The organism is Comamonas sp. 23 (genome assembly GCF_049601575.1).
Classification (GTDB): Bacteria; Pseudomonadota; Gammaproteobacteria; order Burkholderiales; family Burkholderiaceae_C; genus Comamonas; species Comamonas squillarum.
The window spans coordinates 917668-931838 of the sequence record NZ_CP187127.1; the positions used below are offsets into that span (position 1 = coordinate 917668).

General features: G+C 64.7%; 12 protein-coding genes. 7 read left to right on the forward strand and 5 right to left on the reverse strand.

Annotation, left to right across the window (positions count from 1 at the left end; genetic code table 11):
* The first annotated feature begins 88 nt into the window (after positions 1–88).
* Genes ACPEE1_RS04120 through ACPEE1_RS04130 form a run of 3 tightly spaced genes read left to right on the forward strand, consistent with a single transcriptional unit; the run spans position 89 to position 3297 of the window.
* Entirely contained in the window at positions 89–943 is an 855-nt protein-coding gene (locus ACPEE1_RS04120) for a hypothetical protein (RefSeq protein WP_423935300.1), read from the forward strand.
* A gap of 55 nt (positions 944–998) precedes the next feature.
* Positions 999–2975: an MFS transporter gene (locus tag ACPEE1_RS04125; RefSeq protein ID WP_116926320.1), complete on the forward strand. Its 1977-nt coding sequence runs from the start codon at positions 999–1001 to the stop codon at positions 2973–2975.
* Between the two features lie 28 nt (positions 2976–3003).
* Positions 3004–3297, forward strand: a complete 294-nt coding sequence (locus ACPEE1_RS04130; RefSeq protein ID WP_423935303.1) for a DUF333 domain-containing protein — start codon at positions 3004–3006, stop codon at positions 3295–3297.
* 98 nt (positions 3298–3395) lie between these two features.
* On the opposite strand, the gene ACPEE1_RS04135 is transcribed toward ACPEE1_RS04130, so the two are convergent.
* The 3 genes from ACPEE1_RS04135 to mdeB form a co-directional block, all read right to left on the reverse strand.
* On the reverse strand, positions 3396–4304 hold the full coding sequence (locus ACPEE1_RS04135) for a dienelactone hydrolase family protein (protein WP_116926322.1): 909 nt from the start codon (positions 4302–4304) through the stop codon (positions 3396–3398).
* A 151-nt stretch (positions 4305–4455) separates the two neighbouring features.
* Entirely contained in the window at positions 4456–5661 is a 1206-nt protein-coding gene (locus ACPEE1_RS04140) for an ABC transporter substrate-binding protein (protein ID WP_021028330.1), read from the reverse strand.
* Between the two features lie 255 nt (positions 5662–5916).
* Positions 5917–8556, reverse strand: a complete 2640-nt coding sequence (mdeB, locus tag ACPEE1_RS04145; protein ID WP_423935305.1) for an alpha-ketoglutarate dehydrogenase — start codon at positions 8554–8556, stop codon at positions 5917–5919.
* Positions 8557–8782: 226 nt separating this feature from the next.
* Between mdeB and ACPEE1_RS04150 the strand changes: the two genes are divergently transcribed.
* The 3 genes from ACPEE1_RS04150 to ACPEE1_RS04160 are packed head-to-tail and all read left to right on the forward strand — an operon-like array spanning position 8783 to position 10601.
* The gene (locus ACPEE1_RS04150) at positions 8783–9283 is read left to right on the forward strand and encodes a YiaA/YiaB family inner membrane protein (protein ID WP_116926324.1); all 501 of its coding nucleotides are present in this window, start codon (positions 8783–8785) and stop codon (positions 9281–9283) included.
* 38 nt (positions 9284–9321) lie between these two features.
* Positions 9322–9798, forward strand: coding sequence for a hypothetical protein (locus ACPEE1_RS04155; protein WP_423935308.1), 477 nt, complete (start codon positions 9322–9324; stop codon positions 9796–9798).
* Between the two features lie 17 nt (positions 9799–9815).
* Entirely contained in the window at positions 9816–10601 is a 786-nt protein-coding gene (locus tag ACPEE1_RS04160; protein WP_232539458.1) for a DUF2145 domain-containing protein, read from the forward strand.
* On the opposite strand, the gene ACPEE1_RS04165 is transcribed toward ACPEE1_RS04160, so the two are convergent.
* Positions 10598–12019: a GGDEF domain-containing protein gene (locus ACPEE1_RS04165; RefSeq protein WP_116926326.1), complete on the reverse strand. Its 1422-nt coding sequence runs from the start codon at positions 12017–12019 to the stop codon at positions 10598–10600. The genes ACPEE1_RS04160 and ACPEE1_RS04165 overlap by 4 nt on opposite strands.
* A 368-nt stretch (positions 12020–12387) precedes the next feature.
* Positions 12388–13560 carry a tRNA guanosine(34) transglycosylase Tgt gene (gene tgt / locus ACPEE1_RS04170; RefSeq protein ID WP_116926327.1) on the reverse strand — a complete coding sequence of 391 codons (1173 nt, stop codon included), beginning with the start codon at positions 13558–13560 and terminating at the stop codon, positions 12388–12390.
* 125 nt (positions 13561–13685) lie between these two features.
* Between tgt and ACPEE1_RS04175 the strand changes: the two genes are divergently transcribed.
* Positions 13686–14171: a universal stress protein gene (locus ACPEE1_RS04175; RefSeq protein ID WP_021029012.1), complete on the forward strand. Its 486-nt coding sequence runs from the start codon at positions 13686–13688 to the stop codon at positions 14169–14171.

Consider the following 14171-nt stretch of genomic DNA (forward strand, 5'->3'; position numbering starts at 1 on the left):
TATCGTCCTGTCATACTTTGGGTGCCATCATAGGGGATCGCGCCGGGATTGCGAGACGCTCTGGCGCGCCAGCGGCACAGTGCAGGTCATGACTGATACCTCCCAACCTCCAAGCCCCCGCAGCCTGGCTGCGGAATGCGTGCTTTACGCCTTCTATGCCGCCATGCTGGCCCTTGCCTGCCTGGGGCCCTATGTGCCGCAGGCGGCCCATTACCATGACTTCGCCGATCAGCGCCCGCTGCTGGGCCTGGCCAACGCGGCCGATGTACTGAGCAATCTGCCGTTCCTGCTGGTCGGCATCTGGGGCTTGTTGGCGAGTGTCAAAACACCCGCTGACACCTTGCGATCCCAAGGCGCGCAGCCCTGGTTGCTGCTGGTGTTTGGCGGTTTGGTGCTGACTGCCGTCGGTTCGTCCTACTACCACCTGCTGCCCGGCGATGTGCGTGTCTTCTGGGACCGCATGGGCATGGTGCCGGTGTTTGCCGGTGTGCTGGGCCTGGCGCTGCAGTCGCAGCTGAATGCCCGCGCCGCCTGGCTGACAGCACTCGCCGTGCTGCTGGGCGGGCCACTGGCGCTGTGGATCTGGTTGCAGACCGGGCAGCTGCTGCCCTGGGCCGTGTTGCAGGGCGCTGGCATGGTACTGCTGGTGGTAGTGGCGCTGTGGCAGCAGCGCAGCCCGCCGGCCGCGCCACTTATCCGCTGGCCCCTGGCGGCCGTTGTGGCCTGGTATGCGCTGGCCAAGCTGTTCGAGCTGGGCGATGCCGCCGTCTGGGCCGGCAGCGGCCATCTGGTGGCCGGCCATGCGCTCAAGCACCTGGCCGCTGCGCATGCGCTGGTGCCACTGTTGCGAACGGCGCTGCAAGCGCGCCAACTGGCGTGCCCAAACCGCGCGTCCGCAGGCACAATCGGGGACGGCGCGCTGGGGGCAGTGCGTTTGCGCTGAATGCCCGGTACCGACCACCCCCACCGCCCTTGATCCGCCAGGAGATGCTTGTTCCATGAACCGTCCACATGCCCCGTCTGTGCCTGCCTTCGATGCGCCAGACCACCCCAACCAGTTTGCCTTGCTGGGCCAGCGCCGCTTTGCCCCCTTCTTCTGGACCCAGTTTGCCGGGGCCGCCAACGACAACCTGTTCAAGTTCGCCTTCACCGTCATGGTGACCTACCAGCTGCAGGTGGCCTGGATGCCGCCTGCCATGGCCGGCCTGGTGATCGGGGCCTTGTTCATCCTGCCTTTTCTGTTGTTCTCGGCGACCTCGGGGCAGCTGACCGACAAGTACGAAAAGCACCGCATGATCCGCTTCGTCAAGGACCTGGAGATTGGCGTGATGCTGATCGCTGGTGTGGGCTTCTGGATCGAGAGCCCGGCTGTGCTGCTGGGCTGCGTGTTCTTGATGGGCCTGCATTCCACGCTGTTCGGGCCGGTGAAGTTTGCCTACCTGCCCCAGGTGCTGCGCGACGATGAGCTGACCGGCGGCAATGGCATGGTCGAGATGGGCACCTTTGTCGCCATCTTGCTGGGCAATGTGGTGGGTGGGCTGCTGGTGGCTCTGCCCGGCATCGGCCATGCCGCGGTGGGCGTGGCCTGCCTGGGCCTGGCGGTGGTGGGTCGCCTCACCGCGCAAGGCGTGCCGGTGGTGCCGGCCACCGACCCGGGCCTCCAGATCAACTGGAACCCGGTGAGCGAGACCTGGCGCAACCTGAAGTTGGCGCATGGCAATGTGGTGGTGTTCCGCTCGCTGCTGGGCATCAGCTGGATGTGGTTCTTTGGCGCGGTGTTTCTGAGCCAGTTCCCCAGCTTTGCCAAGGAGGTGCTGCATGGCAATGAGCATGTCGCTTCGCTGCTGCTGGTGGTGTTTTCCATCGGTATCGGCCTGGGTTCGCTGCTGTGCGAGGTGCTCTCGCGCCGCCAGGTGGAGATTGGCCTGGTGCCCATTGGCACCATCGGCATGAGCGTGTTTGCGATTGACCTGTACTTTGCCTCGCGCGGCCTGGCGCAGCCGGCCCAGGCCTGGACGGCACTGGGCTTCATCAGCCAGCCGGCGCACTGGCGCGTGATGGCCGATCTGGCGCTGCTGTCGCTGTTTGCGGGCCTGTACAGCGTGCCCATGTATGCGCTGATCCAGCTGCGCAGCCAGCCCACGCACCGCGCCCGCATCATTGCGGCCAACAATATCTTGAATGCGCTGTTCATGATTGCCAGCTCGGTGATCGCTGGCGCCTTGCTGGGCGCGGGCTTCACGGTGCCGCAGATTTTCCTGTTCACCGGCATTGCCAATGCGATTGTCGCCACCTACATCTTCTTGCTGGTGCCTGAATACCTGCTGCGCTGCATTGCCTGGCTGGTCACCAACCTGGTCTACCGCTTTCGCGTGCAGGGCGCGCAGCACATCCCCACCAGCGGGCCGGCGCTGCTGACCTGCAACCATGTGAGCTTTGTCGACCCCATTTTAATGATGGCCGCCAGCCCGCGCCCGATCTACTTTGTGATGGACTACCGCATCTTCCGCACGCCCCTGCTGGGCTGGCTGTTCCGCCTGTGCAAAGCCATTCCGGTGGCGCCCCGCAGCGAAGACCCTGCCGTCTACGAGGCCGCCTTTGCACGCGCCGCGCAGGTGCTGCGCGAGGGCGATCTGCTGGCTATCTTTCCCGAGGGCGGCATCACCCGCGACGGCGAGCTGCAGGCCTTCAAGGGCGGTGTGATGAAGATCCTGGAGCAGGCCCGAGCCGATGGGCTGGACGTGCCCGTGGTGCCGATGGCACTGACCAACCTCTGGGGGTCGTTTTTCAGCCGCATCGAGCCCCAAGGCGCGATGACCCGGCCGTTCCGTCGAGGCTTGTTCAACCGCGTGACCTTGCGCATTGGAGCGGCCAGCCCGGCTGCCGAGTGCTCTGCCGAGCAACTGCGCCAGCGCGTGGGCGAGCTGCTGGACCAGGAGGGCGGCCATGGCAGTGGCTCGCCCGCTTTGGGATAATGCAGGCTGGACAACGAATGGCTTTGTGATGACCTCTTTATCGATTCTGTGCAAAAGCGTGGCAGCCCTGGTGGCCGTGTCCGCCCTGGCTGCCTGCAGCAGCTCTTCGGGCCTCAAGCCGCTGCGTGACCCCGACGAGAAGGAAGCCGCCTCCTACGCCACCACCTATGCCGGCCCGCGCAGCCCTGCATCGGCCTACTGCGTGCAGATGGGCGGCGCCTTGCTCAACACGCCCAAGGGCAAGAACACGGTGTGCAAATTCCCCGACGGCAAGGAAATGGACCCCTGGGACCTGTTCTGGCGCGACAACCCGATGAACTGAGGACCGCAAGGTGACTATAAAAAACCCTGCCAGCGCATGGTGCGCTGGCAGGGTTTTGTCTTGCGGAGCCTGTGGCGGGCTAGGCGGGGCTCAGGGGTTTAGATGACGCCATGCGTCTTGAACCAGTCCTGCATGCGCTTCCAGCCGTCATCTGCCGCATCCTTGCGGTAGCTGGGGCGGTAGTCGGCATGGAAGGCGTGGCCCGCTTCGGGATAGACATGAAAGCTCGATGCCGCAGCGGCGGCATTGCCTGCGGCACCGGCCTTTTGCAGGCTTTGCTTCATGGCCTCCACGGACTCAAGCGGAATCCCCTGATCCTTGCCGCCGTAGAGGCCGAGCACGGGGGCCTTGAGCGCGCTGCTGAGGTCAATCGGGTGCTTGGGCTGCAACTCGCTGGCAGCGCCTTGCAGGCGGCCATACCAGGCAACACCGGCCTTGACCTTGCCGGTGGCGGCATACAGCCAGGTGATGCGGCCACCCCAGCAAAAACCGGTGATGCCGGCGCGGCTGGTGTCACCACCATTGTCCTTGGCCCAGGCCAGGGCGGCGTCCAGGTCCTTGATGACCTGGGCATCGGGCACCTTGCTGACCAGCTCGCTTTGCAGCTGGCTGATCTCGGTGTACTTGCGTGGGTCGCCCTGGCGCGCAAACAGCTCGGGCGCAATGGCCAGGTAGCCCAACTGGGCCAGGCGGCGGCAGGTGTCGGCGATGTAGTCGTGCACGCCAAAGATTTCCTGGATCACCAGCACCACCGGCAGGTGGGTCTTGCCAGCAGGCGCTGCGCGGTAGGCGCTGACCTGGAAGCCGTCAACCGTGTACTGGATCGTGCCGGCCGTCAGACCGGTATCGGGGGTCTTGATGGCGGTTTGCGCCATCACTGGCACCGCTGCTGCGGCGTAGCCTACGCCCAGCGCCATTTGCAGGGCGCTGCGGCGGGTGCTGCCGGCCAAGGTGGCGCGGCCCGGGAGAAGGGAGTCGAAATCGGCATTGCTGGGAGTCTGGGACATAGGATTTCCTTTTCTGCGGATGGCAGGCCCATTATGGGGGACGATAAAAAACAGCCCGTGACAAGGTGGCTGGCGCGCCGGCGCCGCCGTGTTCATGCAAGAAAAATGCCTGGCATCGCCAGGCATCGTGGTGGTGGTGGCTGGGCTCAGATCACTTCCACAGCGCGCACTTGGTTTCTTCCTTGGTCGTGAACACCTCGTCACCCGGCAGCTTCTTGACGATCTTGTAGTAGTCCCAGGTGCCCTTGGATTCCTGCGGGGTCTTGACCTGGACCAGGTACATGTCGTGGATGTAGCTGCCGTCGGCGCGCAAGGTGCCCGAGCCAAAGAAGTCGTCCATCTTCATGCCGCGCCAGGTCTCCATCACCTTGTCGGCATCGGTGGTGCCGGCGGCCTGCACGGCCTTGAGGTAGTTCATCGTGGCCGAGTAGTCGGCGGCCTGGATTTCGGTGGGGCGGCGCTGGGTTTTCTTCATGTAGGCGTCCGCGAACTTGCGCGTTGCGTCGTTCATGTCCCAGTACCAGCTGGTGACGAACTGCATGCCGGCGGTGTTCTTCAGGCCCAGACTGTGGATGTCGCTGTAGAAGACGAGCAGCGGCGCGATTTTCATCGACTTGTCGATGCCGAATTCCTTGGCCGCCTTGATGGCGTTGATGGTGTCGCCGCCGGCATTGGCCAGCGCCAGCACCTGGGCCTTGGAGCTTTGCGCCTGCAGCAGGAAGGACGAGAAGTCGGAGGCATTGAGCGGGTGGCGCACGGCCGCAGCCACGGCGCCGCCCTTGGCCTTGACGACCTTGGTGGCATCGGCTTCCATCGCATGGCCAAAGGCATAGTCGGCGGTCAGAAAGAACCAGTTCTTGCCGCCGTTGTCGACAATGGCGCCGGCCGCACCCTTGGACAGCGCCACGGTGTCATAGGCATAGTGCACGGTGTAGGGCGTGCAGGCCTCGTTGGTCAGCGCCGAGGTGCCCGCGCCATTGTTGATCATCACGCGCTTTTTCTCATCGGCCACCTTGGCCAGCGCCAGCGCCGTGCCCGAGTTGGTGCCGCTGAAGATCATCGTCAGGTTCTGCGTGTCGATCCACTCGCGCGCCTTGCTGGCGGCGATATCGGCCTTGTTCTGGTGGTCAACGACCAGCATTTCGATCGGCTTGCCCAGCACCTTGCCGCCAAAGTCGTCAATCGCCATCTGGATGGCGGTGGCGCCACCCTTGCCTTCGAGGTCGGCATACAGGCTCGACAGGTCGGAGATATAGCCGATCTTGACCTTGTCCTGTGCATGGGCCGTGCCCATGGCGGCGGTCAAGCCCAGCAGTCCCAAGGTGGCCAAGGCTTGCGCCAGGCGAGTGCGTTGCATAGTTGCTCCTAATGTTTATGGTGTTGTCTCGATGCGGCAGCCGCATGGACCCGATACTGGCATGCACAGCGCTGGGTGGTATTGGGACAATTACTGCGCTGCACCGGGTGCCTTCTTCGGCAGAGCTTCCCTAAAAATAGCTGCCCGTGCTTGTCAGAAAAGCACGGTCAGCTATCAAATCAGGAGTTGTGCGCCCGGCTGGGCGCTTGTGCACAGTGGCTTGGCTTTTTTGCGCACCCCCTTTTAAGCAGGTGCTCAGGTCTGTTGGCTGCGCAGATAGGTCTGCACGATGGCGGCGGCATCGACGGCGAAATGCTGGCGCAGCGCCGCGCGCGAATCGCTGCGGCCAAAGCCGTCCGTCCCCAACGTGTAGTAATGCTGGCGCGGAAGGCCACGGTCGTCGGTGGGCAGGTAAGCGCGCACCAGCTCGGGCAAGGCGCGCACATAGTCGCTGGCGGCAATGATGGGGCCTTGCGAGGACGCCAGTTGCTGCGCAAACCAGCTGGGGGCGCTGGCCTTGCCTGCGCGCCAGAGCTCCAGCTGGGCCTCGCCATCGCGGGCCAGCTCGGCATAGCTGGTGACGCTCCAGACATCGGCAGCGACGCGGTGCTCGCGCTCCAGAATGGCAGCGGCCTTGAGCACCTCGCCCATGATCGCGCCACTGCCCAGCAGTTGCACCCGGCGCGGGCTGTGCGCAGAGCCGGCCTGCAGCCGGTACATGCCGCGGATAACCCCTTCATGGGCCTCAGGCGGCAGGCTGGGGTTGGCCACGTTTTCGTTGGTGACGGTGATGTAGAAGAACTCGTCGCGCTGCTCTTGCAACATGCGCTGCATGCCATGGTCGATGATGACGGCCAGCTCGCCAGCAAAGGCGGGGTCGTAGCTCTTGCAGTTGGGCACGGTGGAGGCGCTCAGCAAGCTGCTGCCGTCCTGGTGCTGCAGGCCTTCGCCGCCCAAGGTGGTGCGCCCGGAGGTGGCGCCGATCAAAAAGCCGCGTGCGCGCTGGTCGGCAGCGGCCCAGATCAAATCGCCCACACGCTGGAAGCCGAACATGCTGTAGAAGATGAAAAACGGCAGCATGGCGGTGCCATGGGTGCTGTAGCTGGTGGCGGCCGCCGTCCAGGACGACAGTGCGCCCGCTTCGCTGATGCCTTCTTCCAGGATCTGGCCGCTGCTCGCTTCGCGGTAGAGCAGCATCGAAGCGTTGTCCTCGGGTTGGTAGAGCTGGCCAAAAGGCGCGTAGATGCCCACCTGGCGGAACAGCCCGGCCATGCCAAAGGTGCGCGCCTCATCGGCCACGATGGGCACGATGCGCGGGCCCAGGGTCGGGTCCTTGAGCAGGTTGCCCAGCTGGCGCACAAAGGCCATCGTGGTGCTCATCGGCTTGCCCTCGGCCTGCAGCGCAAAGCCGGCCGTCGCCTGCAGATCGGGCACGGCCACCGGCATGGCCTGGCCTTTGCGCGCCGGCAAAAAGCCGCCCAGCGCCTGGCGGCGCGCCAGCAGATAGCGCATCTCGGCACTGCCATCTGCGGGCTTGAGAAAGGCGGCCGAGGTGGCCTGGGCATCGCTCAGCGGCAGGTTGAAGCGGTCGCGGAAGGCCAGCAGGTCCTCGGCGCCCAGCTTTTTTTGCTGGTGCGAGGTCATGCGGCCCTGGCCGATGCTGCCCATGCCATAGCCCTTCATCGTCTTGGCCAGCACCACGGTGGGTTGGCCGCTGTGCGCAGCGGCGCTGGCAAAGGCGGCGTGGATCTTGACCGGGTCGTGGCCGCCACGGCGCAGGCGGTCGATGTCGCTGTCCGACAGGTGGGCGACCAAAGCCGCTAGCTCGGGGCTCTGGTTGAAGAAATGCTCGCGGTTGAAGGCGCCATCGTTGGCCGACAGGGTCTGGAACTCACCATCGACCGTGCGCGCAAAGGTGCGCGCCAGCACATGGCTGTGGTCGCGCGCCAAGAGCGCATCCCACTCCGAGCCCCAGAGGCACTTGACGACGTTCCAGCCCGCGCCGCTAAAGAGCGCCTCGAGCTCATCGATGATGCGGCCATTGCCGCGCACCGGGCCATCGAGCCGCTGCAGGTTGCAGTTGATGACGAAGATGCAGTTGTCCAGCCCCTCGCGTGCGGCCAGGGTGAGTGCGGCGATGGATTCGGGCTCGTCCATTTCGCCATCACCAAAAAAGCCCCAGACCTTGCGGCCTGCGGTATTGGCCAGGCCCCGGTCGGCCAGGTAGCGCATGAAGCGCGCCTGGTAGATCGCATTGATCGGTCCGATGCCCATCGAGCCGGTGGGGAACTGCCAGAACTCGGGCATCAGGTAGGGGTGCGGGTAGGAGCACAGCCCCTGGATGCCCTGGCTGGCGGCCACCAGCTCCTGGCGGTAATGGGCCAGGTTCTCTTCGCCCAGGCGCCCTTCGAGAAAGGCGCGCGCATAGACGCCGGGCGAGGAGTGGGGCTGGAAGTACACCAGGTCAGCGGCCTGGTGGCCATCATCGGCGCGGAAGAAATGGTTGAAGCCAGTCTCGAAAAGATCGGCCGCCGAGGCATAGCTGGCGATGTGGCCGCCCAGCTCGCCATGCGCGGCATTGGCGCGCACCACCATCGCCAGCGCGTTCCAGCGCAGGATGGCCGAGAGCTTTTTCTCCAGCGCCACATCGCCGGGGTAGGGCGGCTGCTCATCCACCGTGACCGTGTTGATGTAGGGCGTGTTGCCCGAGGGCTTCCATGCCACATGGCGCTTGCGGGCATGGGCCAGCAGCGCATCAAGCAGCGCGCCAGCCTGCTCCTTGCCCTGCGCCGAGCCATAGGCCGCCAGCATTCCATCGAAGGCATCGCACCACTCGGCCAGTTCGGCCGGGTCAGCTTGCGGGGTGGCGGGCACATGGTGGGGCGGCTGGCGCACGGTGGTCTCCTGTCTGGTTCTAGGTGTGAATGCTTGGGATCATGCCATGGAAGCGTCGCCCAGGCGCGAGGCCCTGCTACAACGGCAGCGCCTTGAAAGTATTGCCTCGCGATACCTGATTCTTTGAAAACTGCTACCGGCATTAAAAGGGGATGCTGGCGCAGCCGCTTGCCCGCATCATCGCAGCGTGTTCAACCAAAGCGGGGCCCTGTTGCTCCGACCCACCATGTCTCCATTCTCCAATCCTGTTCAGCGTGACACCCGTGCCTGGCAATACCAGGTATGGATCTCGTTTGGTATTGCGGTCTCGATGTGCGCGATCGGCCTGGCCTGGCTGCCAGGGCAACACCTGGAACAGGCATTCATGGTGATGGGCTATATGTTCTGCCTGTCGGCCGCCTTTGTGCTGGCCAAGTTTGTGCGGGATAAGCAAGCGGGCAGCAGCCAGGCAGCTGGCGACACGCCCATGTGGCGCTTTGTGGTCTGGGGCGGATTTGCGATCGCGATGGGGCTGACCGGCTGGGGTTTGCTCAGCATGGACATCAACCCGACCTACAAGGCCTTCTTGGGCGTGAGCTGGATGTACATGATCACCACCGCCTTCACCCTGGCCAAGATGCTGCGCGACAAGCATGAGTCGGACCTGGCCACCGCCATCCACCAGGCCCGCAGCATGCGCAGTGCGCCCCGCGAGCATGACGTGGGCCACCCGCAGGAGCGCGTGTGAGCGCCCATCGGATGATGCAGCCAACACGGGAGCAGCATATGTTCAGTCTTACTTGCAGCAAATGGCAGCGCGGCGCTGCTGCCACTCTGGCCAGCGCCGCCCTGGTGCTGGGTTTGGCCACCGCACCGGCGGCCCAGGCGCAAAGCGATGCGTCCCTGATGCTCTCGGCGCTGCCGATTGCCTCGGTGGTCGTGGGCACGGCGGCCTCGGTGGGGGCGTCGGCCACCGTTGTCTCCATTCCGGTGGCACTGTCGGTCGATGGGGCCCAGCTCATCGTCAAGGGCGTGCAGGCATCGGCCAAGGGCACGGTCTGGTTGCTGGAGAGCGCATCGGACGGCGCGGCGGCCAGCATTGAACTGTCGGCCGGCGCCCTGGGCGCCAGCGCCGCCGGTGTAGGCACGGCCATCCTCGTCAGCGTGGTGGGCACGGGCGTGCTGCTGTCGGCCGCTGGCGAGGTGATCGCCTTTATCCCCAATGCGATCGGCAAAGCGCTGCTCTACAACGAGCGCCTGTGATGACCAAGGAGATGGCCATGTTGAAACCTCTGCGCCTGGGCCTGCTGGCCGCCGCACTGCTGGCCGCCACGGGCGCCCAGGCCGGCCGCAGCTGCGAGCCGCAAAAGCCCACGCTGGATAGCGTGCGCCAAAGCCTGAACCTGGCACAGAACGTTGCTCAGGCGCTGGATGCCAGCGGTGCGCAGGTGGTGTTGCTGGGCCGCCAGGGGCAGGATTTGCGCAAGTACCAGCTGCAGTTCTCGCACATGGGCTGGGCCTACAAGTCGGCCACCGGTGCCTGGCGTGTGGTGCACAAGCTCAATGACTGCGGCACCGCCGCCTCCCATGTCTACCGCCAGGGGCTGGGCGAGTTCTTTCTGGACGATATGTGGCGCTACCAGGCGGTGGTGGTGGTGCCGGCCAAGGAGGTGCAGCAAAAGCTGCTGCTGGCGTTGTCGGCCAACGCGCAGCCCTTGCAGCTGCACGAGCCGCGCTACAGCATGCTGGCCTATCCCTGGAGCCAGCGCTACCAGCAAAGCAACCAGTGGGCGCTGGAGACCCTGGCCCAGGCGCTGGCGCCGCAGACTGTGCATGACCGGGGCCAGGCGCAGGCCTGGTTGCAGCTGCAGGGCTACCAGCCCAGCGACTTGCGCATTGGTGCGATGACCCGGCTGGGCGGCCGCATGACGCGCGCCAACATTGCCTTTGACGACCACCCGCCGGAAAAGCGCTTTGCCGGCCACATTGAAACGGCGACAGTGGATTCGGCGTTGGCGTTTTTGCAGAGGAGCGGCTTGGCGTCGGCGCCGGTGCTGCTGCGTTAAGCCGCAGAGAGCGGCGCCGTCCAGACCGCGCAGTCGCGGCCCTGGGCCTTGGCTTGGTAAAGGGCCAGGTCCGCTTCACGCAGCAGGTCTTCGAGGCTGTCGCCGTGCTGCAGTGTTTGCTTGTAGGCCAGGCCGATGCTAAGCGTGGCCTGCAGCGGCTCGTGGTGCGCCGTCAGAAAGCGGCCGCTGCGCACGGTATGGCAGAGGCGCTCGGCAATGGCGGTGGCGTCTTCAAAGCTGATATGGGGTAGCACCACGGCGAACTCTTCGCCACCGATGCGGCCGAGCACATCCTGCGGGCGCAGCGATTCGGTCAGCACCTGGCTGACATCGCGCAGCAGGCGGTCGCCACTGGCATGGCCGTGGTTGTCGTTGACGCGCTTGAAATGGTCCAGGTCCAGCATCAGCACCGCCGCCGAACTGCCTTCATGGGTCAGGCGCTTGAGCAGCGCATGGCTGGCCTGCACAAAGCCATTGCGGCTGAGCACATCGGTCAGGCTGTCGTGGTGGGCCTGGTAGCGCATTCGGTGCAAGAGCTCGGCGCGTGCGGCGTGCGAGCCCGCCACCGAAAGCGGCCCCAGGATCAGCATCGTGATGCCCAGGCGCAGACTGGCCACATCGAGCACATTGGCGGGGATAAAGCCCACGATGTTGGAGATCACGATCACCTTGGTCACAAACACCACCATGGTGATGATGGCGGTGGTCAGGATGCGGTAGGACAGCGCGCACCACAGCAGCGCGGGCAGCGAGAACACCAGCGAGCCGACCTTGTTGCCCACCATGTAGCTGGTCATCTCCAGGCCGACCACGGCCAGCGCGGGCAGCAGTTTCAAGGCCCAGGATTGGCGCTCTTGCTTTGCGCCGCTGCTGCGTGCCGAGGGCAGCGCCAGCAGGAACGGCAGCAGCACCATCGCGTTCATCCATTCGCCGGTCCACCACATCAGCAGCCCCTGGCGCATCGACAGATCAAAGGCCCAGGCGCTGATGGGCCCGCCAATGGCCGCCGATACCAGCGATGCCATGCCGCTGGCAAAGAACACCAGCAAGGCGGAATACTGGCCCTCCATCTGCAGATCGCGCTGGGATTGCCGGCGCAGAAACAGCCAGCCGCAGGCGGCGCCGCACAGGTTGGCGGTGGTAAAGCCCAGGGACAGCCACAAGGAGGTACCGGTGATCAGATCGGCCAGCACAAAGCTGGCAAAAAGGGCAGCGAGCCCCACAGGCCGCATCAGGCGCGGGTAGCGCAGCAACAGCACCAGCACGATCTGGTTGGCAGGCCAGAACACCGAGAGGTAGCCGAGCGGTCGCAGCAAGATGCCCACCATCGCCGCCGCAAACACCGCCAAGCTGGCGCAGAGCAGCAAGCGACCGCTATGGGGTTGCTCCAAGGGATGGACGGACGACGCGGTCGGCATGGGAATGAGGGAGGATGGGCGAAATATACCCGCTCACCTGCCAAGCCATGGGCCCGACCCCGTGGGCCAGTCACGCATTGGCAGGTGGGCAATTGCAGCCGCAAGGTCGCGGCAGACTGAAGTTTTTATGAGCTAATAAACTCATTCATTTACTGTTGCTTCCAAAAAAGGAGCTAACAATTCATGCCAGTGGCGCCTATAGCAGGAACATGCCGCTGAGGACTGGTGCTGTGGTGGCCGCTGGATGGGGCTTGGCAGTGGGCGCTCAGCACAAGATGGCCCTGTCTCGTACTTTACGCTGGGGCTGTCAAGCGTGGCGCGGCATTGTCTCGTGGCCCCCACGCTTTGCCGCGCAGAGGGCCTGGCACTCAGATACCGCGTGCCCGGTCCGACTTGAACTGGGCGCGGAACTGGGCAAAGTGGCCGGCATCGAGCGACTGGCGCACTTCCTGCATCAGGTTCAGGTAGTAGTGCAGGTTGTGGATGGTGGTCAGCATGGGGCCCAGCATCTCACCGCAGCGGTCCAGGTGGTGCAGGTAGGCGCGGCTGAAACCCTCGCGCCCGCCGTTGTCCCAGCTCACCCCGCTCTTGCCGGCGCAGGCGTGGCAGGTGCAGGAGGTGTCGATGGGCTGGTGGTCGGTCTTGTGGCGGGCGTTGCGGATCTTCAGGTCGCCATAGCGGGTGAAGATGGTGCCGTTGCGCGCATTGCGCGTGGGCATCACGCAGTCGAACATGTCCACGCCATCGGCCACACCCTGCACCAGGTCCTCGGGCGTGCCCACGCCCATCAGGTAGCGCGGCTTGTGGGCTGGCAGCAGGTGGGGCGTGTGCTGCATGATGTCCAGCATCTCGTCCTTGGGCTCGCCCACCGAGACGCCGCCTACCGCATAACCGGGGAAATCGATCTCCAGCAGGCCTTGCAGCGATTCCTCGCGCAGGTGCTTGAACATGCCGCCCTGCACGATGCCGAACAAGGCATTGGGGTTGTCCAGGCGCTCGAACTCTTCCTTGGAGCGCTTGGCCCAGCGGCGGCTCATCTCCATCGATTTGCGCGCTTCTGCCTCGGTGGTCTTCTTGCCGTTGGTCTCGTACGGCGTGCACTCGTCGAGCTGCATGACGATGTCCGAGTTCAGAATCGTCTGGATCTGCATGCTGACCTCGGGCGACATGAACAGCTTGTCGCCATTGACCGGGCTTTGGAAATGCACGCCTTCTTCGGTGATCTTGCGCATCGCGCCCAGCGACCAGACCTGAAAGCCGCCCGAGTCGGTCAGGATGGGTTTGTCCCATTTCTCGAAACCGTGCAGGCCGCCAAAGCTTTTCATCACATCCAGCCCCGGGCGCATCCACAGGTGGAAGGTATTGCCCAGAATGATCTGGGCACCCATTTCTTCGAGGCTGCGCGGCATCACGCCCTTGACAGTGCCATAGGTGCCCACGGGCATGAAGATGGGGGTCTGCACCACGCCATGGTTGAGCGTGAGCGTGCCACGGCGTGCGTGGCTGGTGGGATCGGTTTTGAGAAGGTCGAACTGCAGCATAACCCGACATTTTCGCAGATGTGCGGTAGTTGACGGCGCGGCGGGTTTCGCAGGCTCGTCTCTGACACAGGGGCTGCCGGCAGATCGCTACACTGGTCTTATCTTTCACTGCCAAGGAGAAGCCCATGCTCAACATCATGATCGCCGTCGACGGATCGCCCAACTCGCTGCAGGCGGTGCAGCACGGCGTGCAGCTGGTGCAGCAGGGCTTGCGCGCCCATGTGGTGGTCGCCCATGTGCAAAAGGAGGCCAGCTTTCTGGAGCTGGCTACGCAGGATTCGGAGCTGATCGCCAACGCCAGCCTGGAGGCGGGCATGGACCTGGTTGCTCCGGCGCTGGACATGCTGCGCCTGGCCGGTGTGTCGTATGAGGTGGAGATCCGCCTGGGCGATATCTACGCGAGCCTGCTCGACATCGCCGAGGAGAAGGGCTGCGGCTTGATCGTGCTCGGTGCCACCGGCGAGAGCATGCTGGGCAGCATTCTTATCGGCTCGGTCTCGCGCGAGGTGGCGCGCCACAGCAAGGTGCCGACCACCATCGTCAAGATGCCCGAGGTGCTGGAGGCCGATGAGGCAGATGGCGACCTCAGCCAGGCTGATACCGCGATGTAA

Coding starts and splice junctions, on each gene's coding strand:
- ACPEE1_RS04120 (WP_423935300.1), top strand. CDS start 89: ATGACTGATACCTCCCAACCTCCAAGCCCCCGCAGCCTGGCTGCGGAA.
- ACPEE1_RS04125 (WP_116926320.1), top strand. CDS start 999: ATGAACCGTCCACATGCCCCGTCTGTGCCTGCCTTCGATGCGCCAGAC.
- ACPEE1_RS04130 (WP_423935303.1), top strand. CDS start 3,004: ATGACCTCTTTATCGATTCTGTGCAAAAGCGTGGCAGCCCTGGTGGCC.
- ACPEE1_RS04135 (WP_116926322.1), bottom strand. CDS start 4,304: ATGTCCCAGACTCCCAGCAATGCCGATTTCGACTCCCTTCTCCCGGGC.
- ACPEE1_RS04140 (WP_021028330.1), bottom strand. CDS start 5,661: ATGCAACGCACTCGCCTGGCGCAAGCCTTGGCCACCTTGGGACTGCTG.
- ACPEE1_RS04150 (WP_116926324.1), top strand. CDS start 8,783: ATGTCTCCATTCTCCAATCCTGTTCAGCGTGACACCCGTGCCTGGCAA.
- ACPEE1_RS04155 (WP_423935308.1), top strand. CDS start 9,322: ATGTTCAGTCTTACTTGCAGCAAATGGCAGCGCGGCGCTGCTGCCACT.
- ACPEE1_RS04160 (WP_232539458.1), top strand. CDS start 9,816: ATGTTGAAACCTCTGCGCCTGGGCCTGCTGGCCGCCGCACTGCTGGCC.
- ACPEE1_RS04165 (WP_116926326.1), bottom strand. CDS start 12,019: ATGCCGACCGCGTCGTCCGTCCATCCCTTGGAGCAACCCCATAGCGGT.
- tgt (WP_116926327.1), bottom strand. CDS start 13,560: ATGCTGCAGTTCGACCTTCTCAAAACCGATCCCACCAGCCACGCACGC.
- ACPEE1_RS04175 (WP_021029012.1), top strand. CDS start 13,686: ATGCTCAACATCATGATCGCCGTCGACGGATCGCCCAACTCGCTGCAG.